The sequence below is a fragment of the Trichloromonas sp. genome (assembly GCF_034006665.1).
In the GTDB taxonomy this organism is placed as follows: Bacteria; Desulfobacterota; Desulfuromonadia; order Desulfuromonadales; family Trichloromonadaceae; genus Trichloromonas.
In genome coordinates, this window is sequence record NZ_JAVESI010000006.1 from 1 (window position 1) to 20500 (window position 20500).

At 60.7% G+C, this 20500-nt stretch carries 19 protein-coding genes; 5 read left to right on the forward strand and 14 right to left on the reverse strand.

All coding sequences use genetic code 11. The annotated features are described in order from the left end of the window. Positions 1 to 92 precede the first annotated feature (92 nt). On the reverse strand, positions 93 to 1832 hold the full coding sequence (locus tag RBR25_RS03985) for a hypothetical protein (RefSeq protein WP_432818239.1): 1740 nt from the start codon (positions 1830 to 1832) through the stop codon (positions 93 to 95). Between RBR25_RS03985 and RBR25_RS03990 the strand changes: the two genes are divergently transcribed. From RBR25_RS03990 to RBR25_RS04005, 4 genes are all read left to right on the forward strand, one after another. Further along, positions 1831 to 2163, forward strand: coding sequence for a hypothetical protein (locus tag RBR25_RS03990; RefSeq protein ID WP_432818240.1), 333 nt, complete (start codon positions 1831 to 1833; stop codon positions 2161 to 2163). The two genes, RBR25_RS03985 and RBR25_RS03990, sit on opposite strands and share 2 nt — an antisense overlap. Next, positions 2160 to 3257, forward strand: coding sequence for a methyl-accepting chemotaxis protein (locus RBR25_RS03995; protein WP_432818241.1), 1098 nt, complete (start codon positions 2160 to 2162; stop codon positions 3255 to 3257). Before RBR25_RS03990 ends, RBR25_RS03995 begins: the two co-directional genes overlap by 4 nt. Positions 3258 to 3748: 491 nt before the next feature. Further along, positions 3749 to 4204 (forward strand): Fur family transcriptional regulator, encoded by a 456-nt coding sequence (locus tag RBR25_RS04000; protein ID WP_432818242.1) that lies wholly within the window; start codon positions 3749 to 3751, stop codon positions 4202 to 4204. Between the two features lie 137 nt (positions 4205 to 4341). After that, positions 4342 to 5802, forward strand: a complete 1461-nt coding sequence (locus RBR25_RS04005; RefSeq protein WP_432818243.1) for a catalase — start codon at positions 4342 to 4344, stop codon at positions 5800 to 5802. Positions 5803 to 5905: 103 nt separating this feature from the next. Here RBR25_RS04005 and RBR25_RS04010 read toward each other — a convergent pair whose 3' ends face one another. Next, positions 5906 to 7414 (reverse strand): transposase, encoded by a 1509-nt coding sequence (locus RBR25_RS04010; RefSeq protein ID WP_432818244.1) that lies wholly within the window; start codon positions 7412 to 7414, stop codon positions 5906 to 5908. Positions 7415 to 7688: 274 nt separating this feature from the next. Beyond that, positions 7689 to 7943, reverse strand: a complete 255-nt coding sequence (locus tag RBR25_RS04015; RefSeq protein ID WP_432818245.1) for a GSU3529 family protein — start codon at positions 7941 to 7943, stop codon at positions 7689 to 7691. Positions 7944 to 8119: 176 nt separating this feature from the next. Here RBR25_RS04015 and RBR25_RS04020 point away from each other — a divergent pair, with 176 nt between their 5' ends. After that, a complete protein-coding gene (locus tag RBR25_RS04020) occupies positions 8120 to 8470 on the forward strand; it encodes a PilZ domain-containing protein (protein WP_432818246.1) in 351 nt (116 codons plus the stop codon). A 45-nt stretch (positions 8471 to 8515) separates the two neighbouring features. Here RBR25_RS04020 and RBR25_RS04025 read toward each other — a convergent pair whose 3' ends face one another. The 11 genes from RBR25_RS04025 to murC form a co-directional block, all read right to left on the reverse strand. Next, complete coding sequence (locus RBR25_RS04025; protein WP_432818247.1) at positions 8516 to 8920, reverse strand: hypothetical protein; 405 nt, start codon at positions 8918 to 8920, stop codon at positions 8516 to 8518. A 25-nt stretch (positions 8921 to 8945) separates the two neighbouring features. Beyond that, positions 8946 to 10142 (reverse strand): vWA domain-containing protein, encoded by a 1197-nt coding sequence (locus RBR25_RS04030; RefSeq protein WP_432818248.1) that lies wholly within the window; start codon positions 10140 to 10142, stop codon positions 8946 to 8948. A gap of 18 nt (positions 10143 to 10160) precedes the next feature. Continuing rightward, positions 10161 to 11222 carry a hypothetical protein gene (locus tag RBR25_RS04035; RefSeq protein ID WP_432818249.1) on the reverse strand — a complete coding sequence of 354 codons (1062 nt, stop codon included), beginning with the start codon at positions 11220 to 11222 and terminating at the stop codon, positions 10161 to 10163. Positions 11223 to 11360: 138 nt separating this feature from the next. Beyond that, positions 11361 to 11879: a thiol peroxidase gene (gene tpx, locus RBR25_RS04040; RefSeq protein ID WP_432818250.1), complete on the reverse strand. Its 519-nt coding sequence runs from the start codon at positions 11877 to 11879 to the stop codon at positions 11361 to 11363. A gap of 87 nt (positions 11880 to 11966) precedes the next feature. Beyond that, positions 11967 to 13700: a radical SAM protein gene (locus RBR25_RS04045; protein WP_432818251.1), complete on the reverse strand. Its 1734-nt coding sequence runs from the start codon at positions 13698 to 13700 to the stop codon at positions 11967 to 11969. Positions 13701 to 13877: 177 nt separating this feature from the next. Next, positions 13878 to 15026, reverse strand: a complete 1149-nt coding sequence (gene ftsZ / locus RBR25_RS04050) for a cell division protein FtsZ (RefSeq protein WP_432818252.1) — start codon at positions 15024 to 15026, stop codon at positions 13878 to 13880. Positions 15027 to 15114: 88 nt separating this feature from the next. Beyond that, entirely contained in the window at positions 15115 to 16347 is a 1233-nt protein-coding gene (ftsA, locus tag RBR25_RS04055) for a cell division protein FtsA (RefSeq protein ID WP_432818253.1), read from the reverse strand. A 22-nt stretch (positions 16348 to 16369) separates the two neighbouring features. Beyond that, positions 16370 to 17221: a cell division protein FtsQ/DivIB gene (locus RBR25_RS04060; protein ID WP_432818254.1), complete on the reverse strand. Its 852-nt coding sequence runs from the start codon at positions 17219 to 17221 to the stop codon at positions 16370 to 16372. A gap of 16 nt (positions 17222 to 17237) precedes the next feature. After that, positions 17238 to 18173 (reverse strand): D-alanine--D-alanine ligase, encoded by a 936-nt coding sequence (locus RBR25_RS04065; protein WP_432818255.1) that lies wholly within the window; start codon positions 18171 to 18173, stop codon positions 17238 to 17240. A gap of 36 nt (positions 18174 to 18209) precedes the next feature. Next, positions 18210 to 19112: a UDP-N-acetylmuramate dehydrogenase gene (gene murB, locus RBR25_RS04070; RefSeq protein ID WP_432818328.1), complete on the reverse strand. Its 903-nt coding sequence runs from the start codon at positions 19110 to 19112 to the stop codon at positions 18210 to 18212. Positions 19113 to 19116: 4 nt separating this feature from the next. Beyond that, complete coding sequence (gene murC, locus RBR25_RS04075) at positions 19117 to 20490, reverse strand: UDP-N-acetylmuramate--L-alanine ligase (RefSeq protein ID WP_432818256.1); 1374 nt, start codon at positions 20488 to 20490, stop codon at positions 19117 to 19119. Between the last annotated feature and the right edge of the window lie 10 nt (positions 20491 to 20500).

Sequence of the window (20500 nt, forward strand, 5' to 3'; positions counted from 1 at the left end):
TTCAAAGAGCCATTAAGACCGCTGCGGGGATATCTACGACATTTTGCCGAGGCCTTTCGGCCCGGCAACAACCGAATTGGTTGGCTCATGCCTCAAGCCGCGTGAGCTTTTTTCGCGATTGCATCATCCTTGACGAAGATGAGCGTCCCGCTGTGTTCGATAAGATCAGCGAGGAAACGGCGGTTTTCCGCGAGTTCGGCGGTCCGTTCGGCGACTCGTTCTTCCAGGCTTTCCTTCATGACATTGAGCTCATCGAAACTCTCTTGCAGGGCATCCTCTAGGTGCCGGAAGTTTTCCTGCAATTCCTCTTCCTCCCGAACGATGGCCGGCGCCCAGGCGATACGCTCGCCACGCAGAATCCGGTCGGGGAGTTGCCGGGTCGCCCGGCCGAGGGCGGCGATCGGCCGCATCAACCGCCGACTGGCCCAATGGGAAAAGGCGAAAACCAGCAGCATGACCAAGGCGAGCGCCCCCAGGTTGAGCGAGGTCTGGCGGGTGAGAAGCTGGATGGTCGGCGCGACGGAGTGCTCCACCACCAGCTGAAAATCATCGTCCGGAGAGAGATCGACCTCACGCAGGAAAAAGGAGCGGCTCCAGCGTTTCATGGCTCCGACACCCGGCTGGGCGTCGGGAAGCCACTGCATGACACCGCCGGAAGCGACCAGTCTGCCGTCGGCGGGCAGGGTAAAAGGGTCGAAAAAGTTCCGTCCCGGCCGCGTCGACAGGATCACCCGGCGGTGCTCGTCGAGCAGGGTGATATCGATGACCCCTTCCCGATGCACCGTCAATCCGCGCAGAATTTCTTGCGGATGACTCAGGGACAAGGCATGGATAATCGCTCCCCGGTATTCATCCCCTGACCAGAGCGGCACCAAGACCAGCAAACGAGAACCGGGCATGCTGATGCGCCCGAAAAAAGGCTCATGCAATACGGGGCGCTCCCGTTCGCGCAGTCGCTCGATATAGGGGCGATCGCCGAGATCGATTCCCACCATACTCCGGCCATGATCGTCCCGGGACGGAGAAAAGGCGCGGGTGACATGGCGGCGGTCCAGCACCCCAAGCCGAAGGCAATCGCCATGCACCGACCGGAAAGCGTCAAGAATCCTTTGCAGCTCTTCAGCAGGGACGGTCTCCGGATCGTTGACCAAGTCGGCAAGTAAAAGGGCCTTTTGTCGCTCCTCCTTGAGCCAGTCGGCAACGGCCAGCCCGGCGACATCCGTGGCGCGCAAGGCCGTTTGTTCCATGAAAGCCATCTGGGTACGGAAAGAGTCGGCGATGTCCAGATACACCACCGCAAAAGCCGGGATCAGAACGACGCCCTGCAGGATGATGCGCAAGCGTTCGTGGAGAGAGAAGAGAGGACCCCGCTCCCGACCCCGCCGGGTCAACAGAAAGGCGATTTCGGCGATAAGGATATTGAATAGACCGTTGGCCCCCTGTTTGAGGGCGATGAGCAGGGCGGAGCCGTGGGTCAGGGCAAGGAGGTGATGATAGCAGAGCCAGACCAGAAGCGGACCGACCGTGATCCAGAAGAGCAGAGCGCCGGCCATCAGTTCCAGCCGGCGCCGGGCCAGCAGCCAGGCGACAAAGAGCGCTTCGGCGCTGAAGATGAGAATCGCCCAGGGATGCCGCCAGTGCAGCCAGGTGCAACTCGCGGCGATCACCGCCGCGAGCACGCCGGCTCGCGGACCGAAGCGCAGCAGGGCGTACATGCTGAAGACCGAGCCGAAGAGAAAATCGACGTCGAAGAAGAGGGGCAGTTTGAACCCGTTGACGGCAAAGCCGACAATGCCCAGCAGCAATCCGGCAAGGAGTTCACGACGGGTCATGAAAGATACCTTATCGACAAAGACGCTTTGGCCCAAACGGATTCGGCCCGAAAGCAGCGGACTTAAACCCCAGGTGAACGACCAGTTTTATCCCAGCACAGGTAGTTTCCAGCAAATATCGCACCAACAGAAGACTCCGTCTTTCACCTTCCCGGCCGGAAGCGAAAAATCCCCACGAAAAGAGGCCCGGGAATTGCAACATTCCCGAAAAACCACGGTCACGGGCCGGGAAAAATCCAAGACGCTCCACGGGTATCACGGTAACAGCCGGGCCACCTTCGACCATCACCTCGGTGTTTACACGGAGAAAAAAGGGATAAATCACGGATGACGTTCGTTCGTATCTACATGAACCTGAGCATCAAGGCCAAACTGGCTCTGATGGTCGCCTGCTACTCCCTCGGTCTAGCCGCTACCGGCGGAATCAGTGTCTTCCTGCAAAACCCCCGTTGGCTAGCGGCCTTCGTCGCCGTCGTCATCCTGCTCGGCCTCTTCTTCGGTTACGTCATCATGCGCAGCATCGTCGGGCCCCTGCAACAGGCTCTGGCTCTGCTCGATCAGGTCGCCCAAGGGGATCTGACAGTAGGCATCACCGCCACGGCGAACAATGAAACCGGACAACTGCTGACCTCCCTGCAAAAGATGATCGACCGTCTGCAGAGGACCATCGCCGATATTCGCAATGTGACCAGGCGCCTGACTGAAAAAAGCGCCCAGATGAACGAGACCTCCCGGGAATTGTCCCAGGGGGTTTCCGACCAGGCGGCGTCGGTGGAAGAGACCTCGACCTCCATGCATGAAATGGCCTCGAACCTGCGACAAAACGCCCACAATGCCGCCCAAACCGAGACCATCGCCAATCAAGCCGCCAAGGATGCGGCCTTTGGCGGCAACGCGGTCGGCAAAACCGTCGACGCCATGAACGAGATGGCTCGCAAAATCACCGTCATTGAGGAAATCGCCCGACAAACCAATCTGCTCGCCCTAAATGCCGCCATTGAGGCGGTCCGGGCCGGGCAACAGGGCAAAGGCTTCACGGTCGTTGCTGGGGAAGTCCGAAAATTGGCGGAACGGTGTCAAAAAGCCGCCAGGGAAATCAACGACCTGACCGGCGGCAGCGTCCAGGTAGCCGGTAAAGCAAGAGAATTGCTGACGCACATGGTGCCTGAAATCGAGCACACCGCGACCTTGGTTCAGGAAATTTCCGGCGCCGTCAAAGAGCAGGATCTCGGTCTGGCGCAGATGACCGTCGCCATCGACTGCCTCACCCAACTAACCCAGAAAAACAGCCATGCGGCCGAGGACATCGCCTCGACGGCGGAGATTCTTGACGCCTATTCTCAGGAACTTGACGCGTCCGTCGGTTTTTTCATCCTCGGGGATACGCAAACGCTCGACAAGCAACGGCTTAGAAATCGGGGATGAATTCTCCCAGGCTTTCGCCGCCCTCTTCACGGCGACACATCATGACAGGATTTCTTCCGAACCCGTCGCCAAGCAGATGCCCTCTGAGGCACCCCCCATGAGCAAACCGCGCTTGATCTAACCCGTCAATCTTTCCTCCCGCAGCGGCTTTGTCCGTAAGCATCCGGGAGGATCGTTCTCGCCATCCACCTGATTCCGGCCTTGATCTTCTGGGGCTTCAGCGACAGATCCAGCCACTTCATCGAAACCCAGCTGCGAAACGGTGAAAGCATCGACCAGTTCATTGCCCGCGCCGATGACGCCCTCTACCGCAGCCAAGGGGAGCAGCCGCGACCAAGTGGTGATCAACGGAGAAGTCGAGATACCATGAGCGTTTTTTTCGAAAAACTCCCACCGAAGGTGCAAAAAGTGTCTCACCCACTTGACACATCTTCTTTTTTAGTTATTTTTCTTATCAAGTAAAAACTCGTGACAAATCGGGAAAACAACTTATGCCCGACACAGTGAACATCCCCGGAGAAAAACTTGCCGCTCTGGAAGAGGCCCTGAAAGCCGCCGGCCTGCGCCTCACCCATCAGCGCCTGGAGATTTACCGGGAACTGCTGGCGGCGACGGATCATCCGTCGGCGGAATGCCTGTATCAGCGCCTGCGCAGACGCATTCCTACCCTTTCGTTGGACACGGTCTATCGTACCCTGGCGACCTTGGCCGCGCATGGGTTGATCAATCGAGTCGAGACTCTGGAAAGCCAGGCGCGCTTCGAAGCAACGAGCGGCCGCCATCACCATCTGATCTGTCGGAAATGTGGGAAGATCGCGGATTTCCAGTGGCCGGATATCGACTCGGCGGCGTTGCCGCAAGAGATTTCAGAGTGGGGGCGGATCGATCTGAAAAATGTGGTGATTCACGGCATCTGCCGCACCTGCCTGGAGAGACGCGAGAAGTAATTTTTTTGCTCTTTATCAAGAACGATTACTAGCTTGTAAGTATCAGCAAAAGCCTGTTCTCATCGCGAACCCTTCGATGATCTCATCACCGTGAACCCTGGCCCATAGGCCGCAACAGTCCCTTTCAAGGAGGAACAATGGCCAAGAAAAAGCTCACCACCAATGCCGGAGCCCCCGTCGTCGACAATCAGAACATCATGACCGCCGGCCCGCGCGGCCCGGCGTTGTTGCAGGATGTCTGGTTTCTGGAGAAGCTCGCCCAGTTCGACCGCGAGGTGATTCCCGAGCGGCGCATGCACGCCAAGGGCTCGGGCGCTTACGGCACCTTTACCGTTACCCACGACATCAGCCCATACACCCGGGCCAGGATCTTTTCCGAGATCGGGAAGAAGACCGAACTCTTCATGCGCTTCTCCACCGTAGCCGGCGAGCGCGGTGCGGCGGATGCCGAGCGGGACATTCGCGGCTTCGCCATGAAGTTCTATACCGAGGAGGGAAACTGGGATCTGGTCGGCAACAACACTCCGGTTTTTTTCCTCAAGGATCCGAAGAAGTTCCCCGACCTCAACCACGTCGTCAAGCGTGACCCGCGCACCAATCTGCGCAGCGCCAAGAACAACTGGGATTTCTGGACCCTGCTCCCCGAAGCGCTGCATCAGGTCACCATCACCATGAGCGACCGCGGCATTCCCCGTTCCTACCGACACATGAACGGCTACGGCAGCCACACTTACAGCCTGATCAACGCCAAAAATGAGCGGATCTGGGTCAAATTCCACTTCAAAACCCAGCAGGGTATCGAGAACCTGACCGACGCCGAGGCCGAGGCGATCATCGGCAAGTGCCGGGAAAGCCACCAGCGCGATCTTTACGAAAGTATCGAAAAAGGGAATTTCCCCCGCTGGAAAATGCAGATCCAGGTGATGACCGACGAACAGGCAAAGAACTGTCCCTTCAATCCCTTCGACCTCTCCAAGGTCTGGCCCCACGCTGACTATCCGATGATCGACGTCGGCGTGCTCGAACTCAACCGCAACCCCGACAACTACTTCGCCGAAGTGGAGCAGGCGGCCTTCAATCCCGCCAATATCGTCCCGGGGATCGGCTTCTCGCCGGACAAGATGCTGCAAGGCAGGCTCTTCTCTTACGGCGATGCCCAGCGCTACCGCCTCGGTGTCAACCATCACCTGATTCCGGTGAACATGCCGCGCTGCCCCTTCCATAGCTATCACCGCGACGGCGCCATGCGTGTTGACGGCAACCACGGCAGCACCCTCGGCTACGAGCCGAACGGCTACGGCGAATGGCAGGAGCAGCCCGAATACGCCGAGCCGCCCTTGGAACTCTCCGGCGCCGCCGCGCACTGGAATCATCGCGAGGACAATGACGACTATTACAGCCAGCCTGGAAATCTCTTCCGACTGATGAGCCCGGCACAGCAGGAGACGCTCTTCGGCAACACCGCCCGTGCCATGGGCGACGCCCCGAAAGAGATCAAGATCCGCCATATCGGCAACTGCCTCAAAGCCGACCCGGCCTACGGCCAGGGGGTCGCCGACGCGCTCGGCATATCCTTGAGCGAAGTACCCAAGGCCTGAAGTCCAATCCCCCTTAAGTAAAAAGAAAGGCGCCTCCAGAGCGGGGCGCCTTTCTTTTTTGATGACTTAAAGGGTTAATCCTAAAAACGGCGGTTGGTTGATTTCATCCTGGTGCTGGAAGGCACTTTAGCGACGGTAAGATCGGTGCGGACGCGAGTAGCTTTCGGTACGCGTGTTTCGCGATCAGTTTGATCCGCTCCTTCAGACCCAACTGCTCCGCAGTTCGGGCCAGGTCCTTGAAAAAGGCCGTCAGCTCTCGCATTGCGGCCTGTACGAGGTAGGCTTTGGCATGGGTACTGGTAATGGTCACGGTCTTCTGACCGGCATGGCTGGTTTGCTTGGCGACGGCTTGGAGCATTAGTGGGCGGCTGGTGATCGCTTCGTGGTGTTTGTCGGGATGAACCAGGCGCGCGAAGAGCGACCACCAGTTGTAGACCAGGGCGATAAAACGGCTGCTGATGCGGCATCGCTTAATATCCTGGGTGGTGAAACCGCCCCACCCCCAATGATTTTTCAGTTCATCGAAGCAGTTCTCGCAATCGCCACGATCCCGATAAAGCTGGGCGATGGTCAGGATTTCGTCGGTCAAGGAGGTCACCAAGACTTGGTATTCGTACTTGCGAATCCCGTCCTCGGTGTCGATAAACGCCAGATTCAACTGGCCGTCCGTGAGCAGAAGTTCGCCTTGAATCGGGCGTTTTAGCACAATCACCCGGCGAGAGCGGCTCCAGCCGGTGAGTTGAAGGGTGCCCTCGCATCCCTTGAACCCCTGGCCGGCGTCCACCCAGACCCCTCTGGCGATCAGGCGATGGATGAGTTTTTTGACGTTGGCGGTTAGCCGCAGCTTGGTCAGGTAATCGAGCTGACGCGTCTCGGCTTCGAACATAACCGCTTCGTTGCCGAAGGAGACATCCCCACGAATGAAGCGCGGCCACAGTTCGCGGGGAAGCCGGTCGAGCCGCCTCCACAGGCCGACGGCCACATGCTTGCCGGTATGACGGTCGCCGGGCTCGACGTCGACGCCGAAGGCTAGACGGGTGTTGCCCATGAAGTAGCTGTGGTAAGCGTGGGATGGCCGCCCCGGCTTCTTGGGGTTGTAGCTCTTCACGGCCCCTTCCTGCCTGCCGTAAAGGGGTTTGACCGTATTGTCCGTATCCAGAATCCAGGCGCCCAGCGCCAGGATGGGATGAGTGATGTGTCCCAAGTGCCGGTCCAGCCAGTCGAGCGCCTCGGTTTCGTCAAACGCAGCAAGACCACGACGCACGGAATCCTCGGAGGCGACGGCGGTCATGCCGAGTAGCTCCGGGTTGACGCCGTCACTGCGGATATTGGTCATGTGGGCATAGCGTTTGTGCCCGGCCAGACTCGACAGAAGCAGGGTTCCGAGGACATCGCGAACCTTGGGAGCATTGGGTGAGGCGTAGCGAAGCGGACAGTCGGCGAGCAACGCTTCGAACAGGCCACTGACTTTCAGAAACTCGATGAAAAAGGGGAGCTGCCCCATGGGAGTGACCGCCGCGTCGGGATCCCATTCGACATGAATGCGACCGGCAAAAGTCTCGACGGCAACCCGGGACGGCTCGGGAATCACCTGCAAATCGCGTTCACCCATTTGGTGAAACCTCCAATAGGAAATTTCGAATCAAGGTCAGCAGGTTACAACATTTTTCAACGGTTAACCGCCGTTTTTAGGTTAATTGAGGTTTACGCTTACCATTCCCGGTCTTCTTGCGCCCGCTCGGGCGTCGCCAAGCTGTTCCCCGTCAACAGACAGATCTTTTCCAGTACCGCCGCCATCGCCAGAAATTTTTCCTTTGCCGCCTCCCGGCGAAATAGTGAAAGCGGCTATCATCCAGTCAAAGCAAGCAAACCATAGCGCAGGCGGATTACAGAAACGGGTCCAGTTCTTGCAGGGTTTTTTGAATATCGGCGGCACTCGCACTGTCACAAAAGCAGCCGCCCCCAGCGTAGAGGTCGAAAGAGACAAGCTGCCCGACGAGTTTCTCGACCAGTTCCTCTTGCTGCGAATATTTCTTCGGCTGCGCAGCGACGGCGTGCAAAACGGGAATGAGAGTCTCCGGCAGATCCCTCACGACAGCGGGATCTTCAAGCAGTTGCAGCAGTTTCTTCCACGATCCCATGGGGCACCTCCTGTGGGTTTGCGTTAAGGTTTCCGTTCCTCTGCGCCGGCATTCCGCCAGGGTCAATAAACCCAACCGGAAACGGCTGCGATGGCGGATAAAAACTGGATTCCCCGAGGGGGAATACGCTATTTTCAGCATAAACCCGTAGCCGATGAACCCGAAAGGAGATGTTCATGCAGGAAAAGCGCAGGTTCGGCCGCATTCCCTTTGGCTCTATCGTCAGCCTCAGCTTTGAGGGTCATACCTGTAAAGGGGCATTGCACGACATTTCCCTGAACGGCGCCAAAATCCTCCTCGACGCCCCGGTGGCCCCCGGGCTGAAAAGCCATTGCCATCTCAAACTCCCCCTCTCCAAGGAGCTCATCCTGGAATTCGAAGGGGAAGTGGTCCATGCCTACGAGAGCCTTGTCGGCCTGCGCTTCACCGAAAGCGATCCGGAGAGCTTCGGCCATCTCATCCGCCTGATGGAGCTGAATAGCGGCGATGCCGAAAAAGTCCATGACGAGTTGCACCACATCGAGTGACCGCGGCGAACCATGCCCAAAGCGCCCACCACTCAAAGGGGACCGTTACAGGTCCCCCGTCAGTTTCTGCAGCAGGAAAATCTTCGGATTGAGGTCGCGAACGCAGGCGATGAGCGCGGAAAGGGCCGCCTCATCCAACCCCTCCTCGCTGTCCCGCCCTTGAAAATAATTGTACCCTTTGGGCAGGGTCGAAAAACGCCCATCCCGCAACAAAGAGACATCGACCAGGTCGTTGACGCGCCCCTGTTCCTCCCAGGCTTCCCGGTAATTGAACTGGCGCGCGACCACATGCAACATCAGGCCGTTGGCGAACGCCCCCTTGACCTCGAAGGTAAACTCCCGAGGCGCGCCGTAATTTTCCGTACGCCCCCCCCGGGACACAACCCGCGCCCCCGCCTCTTCCAGCATCCGCCGTACCGTCTCCTCGGTCATCGGCTTAATTTGCTCCATGGCAAAACCTCCTTGAGACATTTTTTCAGACATCAAGCCGCAGTTCCACTCCCCAGGGGACCGGCCGCTCCCCCTCTCGGGTCAGCACCCAGAGGGTGGGATAATCCATCTGTTCCGGCGCCGGACCGATGCCGTCGGTGAGATAAATGACCGCGGCTGGGCGCGGCTGCATGGTGCGTGCATAGTCGAAAACCGGCCTCAAGTCGGTGAAACCACCCCCCTCAAAGATTTCCACCACTTCGGGCACGCCGCGGAACTGGTCGATACGCTGAATGCGGCTGCCGGCATAGAGGACGGTCAGACGACTTTCCCGGCCCCGGGCGATCTGCACCAGTTCGCGGGCAAAGGTTTCGCGCAGATTCTTCTGGTTGGTCGAGTCGCTGACGTCGACCCCGATGAGCAGATTCAGCCGCTGCCGTTTGCGGACACCCGGGGTTTCATGAACAAAACGCCGGTGCTCGCGCTTCCAGGTGGAGCGTCGGCCAACCCGACCGGCGGCGGCGACGAACTGACGCAGCACCTGTTTCCAGGGGATCGGTGACGGCGCCAGCAGCCCCTCGACCAGCAGCCGCAGATCCCCGGGAACTTCACCACCGCTCTTGCGATAGGCGTCCCGCGTCAGGCTGCGCACCATTTCCTCGGCCAGCGCCTCGGGGGTGCTGTCCGCCTCGGCCCAGATCTCGTGATCGTCGATGGTGGCAAGCTCCGCCGTCGCTTCGGGCAAAGGGGCGTCCTGCCCCTCGCCGCTTCCCTGGTCGGCGTCGACGGTAGCATCCCCCAGCCCCTGCCCGTCAAGATTACCGGTATCGAAGCTCTGACGGAGCAGGCGGTAGTATTCCTCCGCCGCCAGACCCTCGTCGAGTTTGAGCTTCCCGGGAAAGGCAGCCTGGGGGGGAAGATCCGCGATGGTTGGGTTGATGGCGAAATCGCAGGCGATGTCCCAGACGTGAAGCTGGCGACCCTTGCGCCGCGCCATGTGCAGATGGAGCACATGCTTGATCAGGTGTTCGAGTAGCGCCCGCTGTTCCTCGGGGGAAAAATCGGGCAGGCGCGCCGGATTGACGCAGAGCACCGGCGTGCCGTTGGCGATGGTCACCCCCAGCGCGGGCCCCTCGGCAGTCTCCCGCCGGCGGAAACCGATGAGAAAATGCCCGTAAAAAGGATGGCTCTTGAGCAACCGCACCACCGCATTTTCCAACCCCCGCAGCCCCTCACTCCTCACGTCTCACTCCTTATGTGCTCAGGATGCTTCCCGACTGATCTCGCCGATGGCATCGAGAATGACCGCATCGTATTTGTCCTGCACCAGCAGGGTGGCCACCGGGGGATTTTTGACCAGCGACTTGACCATGGCGAAACGCATGTCCCGGGGAAGCACGGCGATATAGGCGACCAGATTCTCTTCCTGCCGCGCTGAAAGCCCCGGCTCGACTTCGAGAGTGGTGACCAGATCGTTCATAGTCACCGCCTGAAGGTCGTCCCGCTGGGCGCGTGCCCGTTCGGCGATCTCGTCCCAGCGATCCAGCACCTCCCGGGCCAAGACCGGCCGCGCCTGCTGGTCGGCGCACCAGCGCAGGAACATGATTGCCGCCTCTTTGCCGACGATCCCGGCGTAGACTTCCATCTCCAACTCGGCGGGAAAACGGCAACTCTTGCGCAAGACGCTGACCATCTCCCAAGCGCGCTCCGTCGGCTCCATCTGCATATCGAGAGAACTCCCCTGTTTGGCCAGGAGATTGGGGTGGCCGGCGAGAAACTGTTGCACGCCGAGATCCAGATCCCGGGACTTGGCGTAGCGGGCCCAGCAGGCGTAATCGGTTTCCACGTAGATCATGACCATGCGGTCGAGCAGGGCGCGGTCAAGGGTCGCCACTTGATAGGTGCCGTCGGGCGGGTTGATCGACACCACCACCTTGTGCTTGGAATCGAGACGGTGGGTGTGCAGAGCACGACACTGCCCCTCGGCGGGAGGCTCGACGAACTGGAAAATCGCCTGTAGGGTATCCTCCTGCTGAGCGCGGTTGAGTTCATCGCAGTGGATGATCGTCTCGGGCTCATCGGCCCCCGGCCACCAACTGGGACGCGACCAATGCATTACCTCCTCCTGCCGGTAGGGGATACCGACGAGATCGCCGACCTCCATCTGCCCAAGACGCAGTGAGGTATAGCACCGCCCGATTTCCCGGCAGACCTGAATAATCCCCGCCGTCTTCCCGACCCCCCGGTGGCCGACCACACAGGGGGTGAGGCTGGTTTTGACGAGGATTTCCCTAAGCACGACCTTCATCTGTTCGACATTCATGGTTCACCTTTATTCATGGGGTAGCAACCCTTGAGGATAACGCAAAATATATGGACACGTCCATCCTTGAAAGGACGACGCAAAGGGGGAAGACTGCAGCAGTCTTCCCCCTTTGGTGCTGAAGGATGGACGCTCAGCCTAGAGCAAGGCGCGGGCCGCCGCCAAAGCCGCCTTGTAGTCGGGCTCGGCGGTCACTTCCTTGACGATCTCCTGATAGGCGATGGTTCCCTGTTGATCAATCACCAGCACCGCCCGGGCCAGAAGCTTGAGTTCGTCGATGAGCAGGCCGTAACTCAGGCCGAAGGAACGCTCCTGGTAGTCGGACAGGGTCTTGACCTTCTCGATGCCGGCATTACCGCACCAGCGCTTCTGGGCGAAAGGGAGATCGAGGCTGATGGTGTAAACGACAACGTTTTCGGGCAGCTTGGCCGCTTCCTCGTTGAACTTGCGGGTCATGGTATCGCACACCGGAGTATCGAGGGAAGGAACCACGGTAATCACCCGCACTTTCCCTTGGCTGTCGGCCAGGGTCACCGGCTGCAAGCCGTTGTCGACCACCTTGAAGTCAGGGGCGGCGGAGCCGATCTTGAGCTCGGGGCCGAGCAGGGTCACGGGGTTGCCTTTGAAGGTAATCACGCCGGTTTTTTTCTGGGTCATGTCAGATCCTCCTGGGATAATTATGATCTTTTTTGTCTTCTTTTATCTTTCTTTGTCCGTTTTGTCAACCGCCAACCCACAAAAAATTCACCCATCCCGGCAGACGCCACAGTCCACGCAACCGTCGAAGCAACGCCGGGAGGTGCGACCGGCCAGAGCCTCGTTATATTCCCCCCGCAGAAATTCCCGGCGCACGCCACTGTCGATGACCTCCCAGGGGAAGATCTCGTCCGCCCCGCGCTCCCGGGTGACGTAGAAATCGGGATCGAGTTCCGCCTTTCGGCAGGCGGCCTTGAGATTCATTCCCGCCGCAAGGTCGGGGAGCAGCCGCCCGACCCGGCGGTCGCCACGCGCGAGGAGCGCCTGCAACACCGCGCTGCGGGTGGACTCGAAGATGATTTCAGTGTTGGCCATACGCCCCACCGCCGGACGCAATTTCTGGAAGATCCCCTTGAGACGCTTCTCGCCGGCCATTCCCGCCCACTGGAAGGGGGTAAAGGGTTTGGGGATGAAAGGATTGACGGAGATCGTCAGTGTGCCGAGCCGTCCCTGTTTTTTCCCTTCCGCCACCCAGATGCTGCGGATCTCTGCGAGCAGATCGAGCATTTCGGCAATATCCGTATCCGTCTCGCCGGGCAAACCAACCAGGAAATAGAGCTTCAGATTAAGGATGCCCCCCTCGCCGAGAAGGTGGACAGCATCCAGAATCTGCTCGCGGGTGAGCCCCTTGTTGACCGTATCGCGCATGCGCTGACTCCCCGCCTCGGGCGCCAGAGCCAGGGTGCGATGGCCGGAGGTTTTGAGCGCCGCGACCTCTTCGGCGGTGAGGGAATCAATGCGCAGGCTCGCCACCGACACCTTCCCGCCCCGGTCGAGGATCGCCCGGTCCAGCTCGGCGATCCGTGAATAGTCGGAGACCGCCGCGCCGACCAGCCCGACCTTCTCCCGCTCACAGAGTCCGAGGTCGACCTGCTCCAGCAGCACATCGAGAGAGCGCTCCCGGGGGGGAAGATAGATGTAACCGGCGGCACAGAAGCGGCAGCCCCGGCCGCAGCCCCGGGAGATCTCGGTGAGGGCCATGTCGGAAAACTCCGTCGCCTCGGTCAGGACGAAGGAGCGGCTGGCGGTCCGGTCCAAATCCCGCACCCATTGCCGCGCAACCCGCGCCGGTGCCGACGGGGAGCGAACCCAGCCGCTGAGGGTGCCGTCGGCGGCCACCTCGGGTTGGTACAAGGAAGGGACATAGATGCCGGGAGCAACTGCCAGGCGGTCGAAAAGCTCAGGGCGCGTCAGATCCCTCCCGCCCTTGAGCGTTTCAATCAGCTCCGGCACAATGACCTCCCCCTCGCCGACGGCGAAAAGATCCATGATCTCCGCCAGGGGTTCGGGATTGAGAAAGGCGCAGACCCCGCCGGCCAGGAGCAGGGGATAGTTGCTCCCTCGTTCCCCGCGCCACAGGGGCAGGCGGGCCAGATCGAAAAGTACCGGCAGGTGCAGGTAATCGTTTTCAAAGGAAATGGAAAAGGCGATAAGGTCGAAATCGGTGAGAAGGCGCCCCGTTTCAAGGGAAAAAAGGGGATAGCCGGTTTTACGATGCTCCGCCAGGGATTCGCCATCGGGGAGGAAGAAACGTTCGCAGAGCGTGTCTTCCCGGGCGTTGAGCAGATGGTAGAGGGTCAGGAACCCGAGATTGCTCATCGCCTGACGGTAGGTGTTGGGATAGACCAAGGCGACACTCAGCCGGCCGCCCCAGGGCTTGGACTGGCTCCCCGACTCCCCGGCCAGAAGTTTCCGGGCCTCTTCAATCAGTTTACGGGACATGGGCTCCGATCGCCGGCACCAGGCCGGCGGAAAAAAACACGGGAACCGCGCCTCGCGGTCCCCGTGTCGAGAGAGTCATTTATGGGTGTCCATTCCGCCGAAAATCCGGCTTTCAATCGGGCGGAGTACCGTACCGATCAGTCGACGGTCTCGTGACTGGACGCGCGGGTGCGCCGATCAGTCAACCCGGCGGCGCAGGAAAGTCGGAATATCGTATTCCTGATCCTCGCTCAACGGAGCACGCATGGCCGCCCGGGCCGGTTCCCGGGGAGCGCGATCGCGCAGGAAGGTCGGCACGTCGTGCTCGTTCTTACCCGGCGGAACCAGCGGCCGCCCGATGAAATCGCCCGGCTTGCGTACCTTGTCGAAGGAGGCGCCGAACCCGGTGGCGATGGCGGTGATCTTCAGACGGTCGCCGAGATCCTCGTCGATCACCAAACCGACAATGATGTTGGCATCTTCATGGACCTTCTCATGGATGATGCGGGAAGCTTCCTCGAACTCTTCCATGGTCATGTTGGAAGATCCGGAGATGTTCACCAGCACCCCCTTGGCCCCGGAAATGTCGATATCTTCCAGAAGCGGGCTGCTGATCGCCTGGTGAGCCGCCTCGGAGGCGCGCTTCTCCCCTTCGGCCATGCCGATACCCATCATCGCCATGCCGCGCTCGCTCATGATCGCCTTGACGTCGGCAAAGTCGACGTTGATCAGACCGCTGGTGGTGATCAGGTCGGAAATCCCCTGCACCGCTTGGCGCAGGACGTCATCGGAAGGCTTGAAAGCATCGAGAATACTCATGTTCTTGCCGGCCAGGCCGAGCAACCGATCGTTAGGGATGACGATCAGCGAGTCGACCACCTTCTTCAGCGCTTCGACACCGTCTTCGGCCTTTTTCAGGCGCTGGCGTCCTTCCCGGCTGAAGGGCTTGGTGACCACGCCGACGGTGAGCGCTCCGAGTTCTTTGGCCACCTCGGCAATCACCGGTGCGGCGCCGGTGCCGGTACCGCCGCCGAGACCGGCGGCGATAAAGACCATATCGGCCCCTTCCAGCACCTCGGCCAGACGGGCACGATCTTCCAGAGCGGCTTCCCGGCCCATCTCGGGGTTGGCGCCGGCGCCGAGACCCTTGGTCAATTTGCCGCCGAGCTGGATCTTCATCGGCGCGCGGCTGACGCGTAAGGCCTGGGCATCGGTATTGGCGCTGTAAAATTCGACCCCATCAATCTTCGAGGCGATCATGGTATTGACGGCGTTACCGCCGCCGCCGCCGACGCCAATGACTTTAATCCGCGCGGCCTGATCTATTTTTTCGTCGAATTCGAACATGACTCCTCCGTTCGCTATGCTCGGGCGCCCCTCTCCGCAGGGGCGTCCAATCGGTTGGTATCCTAGCATATTCCGGATATCAATTGCCTTAAAAAAACTCGCCGAACCACTCTTTCATCCGCCGGATGATCTTGTCGAAAACATTCTCCTGGCCGATGCTGAAGTTCCTGGTCTGCAGGTTCTTGCTGCCGTATTTCACCAGGCCCACGCCGGTGGCGTAAATCGGGGAATTGACCACATCGGAAAGACCACCGATGTCCCGGGGCAGGCCGCGCCGCACCGGCAGGTTGAAAACCTGTTCGGCCAATTCCGGCATCCCCGGAAGGATGCAGGTGCCGCCAGTAATGACCACCCCCGAAGCGATGAGATCAGCGAAGCCACTGCGCACGATCTCGCGATTGACCAGAGTGAAGATCTCCTCCACCCGGGGTTCAAGAATCTCCGCCAAGAGCTGCCGGGAAAGGATACGCGGCTCGCGTCCGCCGACGGAAGGCACCTCGATGGTCTCGTCCTTGCCGACCATGGAGGTCAGGCAGCAGCCGTACTGCTGCTTGATCTTTTCGGCCTCACCCACCGGGGTCCGCAGGCCGACGGCGATATCGTTGGTCAGGTGGTTGCCGCCCAGGGAAAGGACGGCGGTGTGCTTGATGGCGCCGTCGACGAAGATGGCGATGTCGGTGGTACCGCCGCCGATATCGATCATCGCTACGCCCAGCTCCTTTTCGTCCGGCGACAGCACCGCCTCGGCCGAAGCGAGCTGTTCCAGAACGATGTCGGCCACGTCGCAGCCGGCGCGCTGGCAGCTTTTGACGATGTTCTGGGCGCTGGCGATAGCGCCGGTGACGATGTGCACCTTGGCTTCCAGCCGCACCCCGCTCATGCCCAGGGGCTCCTTGATGCCGTCCTGATCGTCGATGATGAATTCCTGGGGGAGGATGTGGATCACCTCGCGGTCCATGGGAATGGCGATGGCCTTGGCCGCATCAATGACCCGGCGCACGTCGTCGCTGGTCACCTCGCGGTTCTTGATGGCGATCACCCCCTGGGAGTTGAAACCCTTGATGTGCCCTCCGGCGATGCCGGCGAAGACCGACTTGATCTCGCAGCCAGCCATCAGTTCGGCCTCACGAATCGACTTCTGGATCGCCTCGACGGTGCCGTCGATGTTGATCACCATCCCCTTGCGCAGACCCTTCGACGGGCTGGTGCCGATACCGACGATATCCAGACCGTCCTCGGTCAGATTGCCGATGATCGCGCAGATCTTGGTGGTGCCGATGTCGAGACCGACGATCAGGTTGTCTCCTCTTCTGTTGCTCATAGCGCTCCCTTCCCCCCGGATGCTAGCCCTTGCGGGTGAGCCCGGTTTCCACTTTGACGACAATCCGGTCCATGACGTTCAGATCGATATATTTGAGAGCCCGCAGACGCGGCTCGAGTTCTTTGTAAATCCGCTCCAGGCGATCCAGCTTGGCACCGTAGCTCCCGTCGCCCATGCGCACCGGCACCCCACCAGCACAGGCATACAAAACGATTTCCCCCGTTTGGTCAAGGTGAATTTCCGACACATCCTCCAGCCCGAAAATCCGCCGCCCGGCCAACTCCCCGACCAGTTCCACCATCTCCCGCAACCGGGCTTGCGCCTCATCCGGCCGCTCCAGCAGATCCTTGCGTTCAAGACCGGTAATGACGGGGAAATCGAGGCTGTCGTTGACTTCGAGAACCTTGAAGATTTCGCCGTCGCCGTCGACGTAATAAAGATAGTCGAGATTGATGACCGCCTTCGGGTGGCGTTCCTCGACCTTGATGACCACCGTCCGCGGGAAAAGCCGCCGGACCTCGGCGCGCCTGACCCAGGGATTTTCTTCGATTTTGCGGCCAATGCGGGTCAGGTCGAGCTCGAAGATGTTGTGCCCAAGGCGCACGTCGGAAAGGGCGGCGATCTCTTCTTCAGCGACCCGGGAGGCGTTCTCGACGCGCACCTCGTTCACCTTGAAATACTTGGAATCGAAGAGCAGTTTGGCCATCAGCCCGCCACCGGCGACGATCAACACCAAGCTGACCGCGACCGCCGTAACATACAGCAACCGGCGGAAAAACCCCGACCAGTCGCGGGGAGGTCGGGGCGGCCGCTTCGGCTTGAGCCGTCGGTTACTCTTGACCTTGGCATTCTTCGCTGGCTTGAAATCGCGCATAGCTTCCCACTGACCGTCAGGACTTCCCGACCCGCGCTCCGTCGAGGATGCGCTGGACCAGTTCACCAAAAGAGATGCCGGCGTGCCGTGCCGCTTTCGGCAAGAGGCTGGTTTCGGTCATGCCGGGAATGGTGTTGACTTCGAGACAGAAGATTTCCTTCTCCTGCTCGCGAACCATGAAGTCGATCCGTGCCGCGCCGTCACAGCCGAGCGCCCGGTAGGTTTCCACCGCCGCTTCCTGCAACCGGGTTTGCAGAGCGCCGTCGATGGGCGCGGGGAGCAGATATTCGGTCTGGCCCACGGTGTATTTGGCGTGGTAATCGTAAAACCCGCCTTTGGGCACCACTTGGATGATCGGCAGGGGCTCTCCGGCCAGCACCCCGACGGTCACTTCGGCCCCGGCGATGAAGTCCTCGATCAGAAGCAATTCATCATGGCGAAGAGCGGCGGCGATACCAGCGGCCAGTTCATTTCGGTCGCGAACGATACTGATGCCGATGGTCGAACCTTCGTGAGCAGGCTTCACCACCAGCGGGAAATTGTGGCAGCCGTTAAGAAGCAGTTCCAGATCCTCGCCCCGCCGGTAGATGCGAAAGTCGGGGGTCGACAGCTGATGATAGCGCAGCAGCTTCTTGGTCGTCACCTTGTTCATGGCGACACTCGACGCCAGCACGCCGCTGCCGGTGTAGGGAATACCGAGCATCTCCAGCAGGCCCTGAACCGTGCCGTCTTCGCCGAAACGCCCGTGCAGGGCGATGAAAGCAACCTCAATCCGCTCTTCCGTCAGGCGCGCGGGCAGATCACGACCGGCATCGATGGCCACCGCCAGGTAACCGGCCTCCAGAAGCGCGTTCAACACGGCCCGTCCCGTACGCAGCGAAACCTCGCGCTCGGCGGAGAGGCCGCCCATGAGCACACCGATGGTCTTTTCCCGAAGTTCTTCGCGGGTCATATCGTTTCCTTCTCCATGTCGGGGGTCTGCCTTCGGTCAGCGATCCTCGCCGACAATCCTGATTTCCGTTTCCAAAGCAACGCCGCTCTGCCTGCGAACCTCCTCACGGATGCGGTCGATCAGCCGGAGGATATCTCCGGCGCAGGCGCCATGCCGGTTGACGATGAAGTTGCTGTGCCGTTCGGCAACCTGCGCCCCTCCCTCGACGGCACCGCGCAGACCGGCTTCATCGATCAGGCGCCAAGCCGAGACGCCGGGAGGATTCTTGAAGACCGAGCCGGCATTGGGACCGCCGACCCGCTGCGCCGCCGCCCGCGCAGCCATTCTTCCGGAAAAGGCTTCGGCCAACCGCCGGGGATCTTCCGGGCGTAGGCGCAACGTCGCTTCGCCGACCACCTGCCCCGCACTCACTGCCGAGGCGCGGTAGGCAAAGTCGAGCCGTTCCCGACTCCAGACTTCCGGCCCTTGCGGCCCAAGCAGAATCGCCGATTCAACCACATCGGCCAGTTGCTGCCCGCCGGCGCCGGCATTCATCACCACCCCACCGCCGACCGTTCCGGGAATGCCCGCCAAACCTTCCAGGCCGGCCAGTCCCCGCGCGACGGTCGCCCGGATCAGGGTCATCAGCGGCAAGCCCGCGCCCACTCTCACGCCCCCGCCATTGCCAATCTCCAGCCGCCGTAGCCGGGTCGGATGGAGGACCGCGCCGCGGATGCCGCCATCCCTCACCAGCAGGTTGCTCCCCGCACCGATCGTCAGCCAAGGGCAGCGGGCGGTGGTCAGAAGGCGCAGCGCAACCGCAAGATCCTCGCCATCGGCCGGTTCGATGAAGAGATCGGTCGGCCCGCCCACTCGCCAAGTGGTATGCCGACTCATCGGCTCGTCCCGCAGAACCCGGCCCCGCAACTCCCGGCACAGTTGTTCGTACAGCCCGTTGATGGCCTTACTCCCGGTCCTTGAGCAGACGGATCAGACTCTCACCAACCTTCCAGACATCGCCGGCGCCGAGGGTGATCACGATATCCCCGGGCTTGATCGCCGCCATCAGATGGGCCGTGATCAGATCCCGGTCGCCGACATAGTGGGCGTTCTTATGGCCGTGACCGGTGACTTTTTGAAGCAGGAGTTCGGCATTCACTCCTTCGATCGGTTCCTCGCCAGCGGGATAGATGTCGGTCACCAGCAGGTAGTCGCACTGGTAAAAGGCGGTGGCGAATTCCTCAAGCAGGAATTTGGTCCGGGTGTAGCGGTGCGGCTGGAAAACCGCCACCACCCGCCGCTGCCAACCGGCACGGGCCGCCGCCAGGGTCGCCTTGATCTCCGCCGGGTGGTGGCCGTAGTCGTCGACCACCATGATGTCCCGATCATACTTAATCTGGAAGCGCCGTTGCACGCCGCCGAAATCTTTGAAGCCTTCGGCGATGACCGGAAACTCCAGCCCCAGTTCCATAGCCACGGCCACCACCGAGAGGGCGTTGAGGACGTTGTGTCGTCCCGGCATCCGGAAGGAGAGCCGGCCCAGCACTTCGCCGCGCCTGACGACCTCGAAGGCGGTGCCGCCGGCCTCATGGACGATGTTAATGGCCTGGTAATCGGCCTGGTTCTGCAATCCGTAGGTGGCGAAGCGCTTCTTCACCCGGGGGATGATCTCCTGAATGTTGGGATCATCGAGGCAGAGGACCGCCAGCCCGTAAAAGGGCACCTTGTTGATGAAATCGACGAAGATATCCTTGATCTGCTCAATATCCCGGTAGTAATCGAGATGATCGGCGTCGATGTTGGTCACCACGGCAATGGTCGGCGACAGATGCAGGAAGGAACCGTCCGACTCGTCCGCTTCGGCGACCAGGAATTTGCCCTGGCCCAGCTTGGCGTTGGAGCCGAGGGAGTCCAACTTGCCGCCGATGACCGCGGTCGGATCGATACCGCCGTGGGAGAGGACCGTTGCCACCATGCTGGTGGTGGTGGTCTTGCCGTGGGTTCCGGCCACGGCGATGCCGTACTTCATACGCATCAGCTCGGCGAGCATCTCCGCCCGGGGAATGACCGGGATCAGGCGCCGCTGGGCTTCGAGCACCTCGGGGTTGTTGGCCTTGACCGCCGTCGAGGTCACGACCACATCAGCGTCACCGAGATTTTCCGGCAGATGGCCATAGGCGATGCGCCCCCCCAGGGAGGTGAGCCGGCGCGTGATCTCCGACTCGCGCAAGTCCGAGCCGGAAACCTGGTAACCGAGATTGAGCAGCACCTCGGCGATACCGCTCATGCCGATGCCGCCGATGCCGACGAAGTGAATGGTGCGTATCTTTCCGTACATATCAAAAACC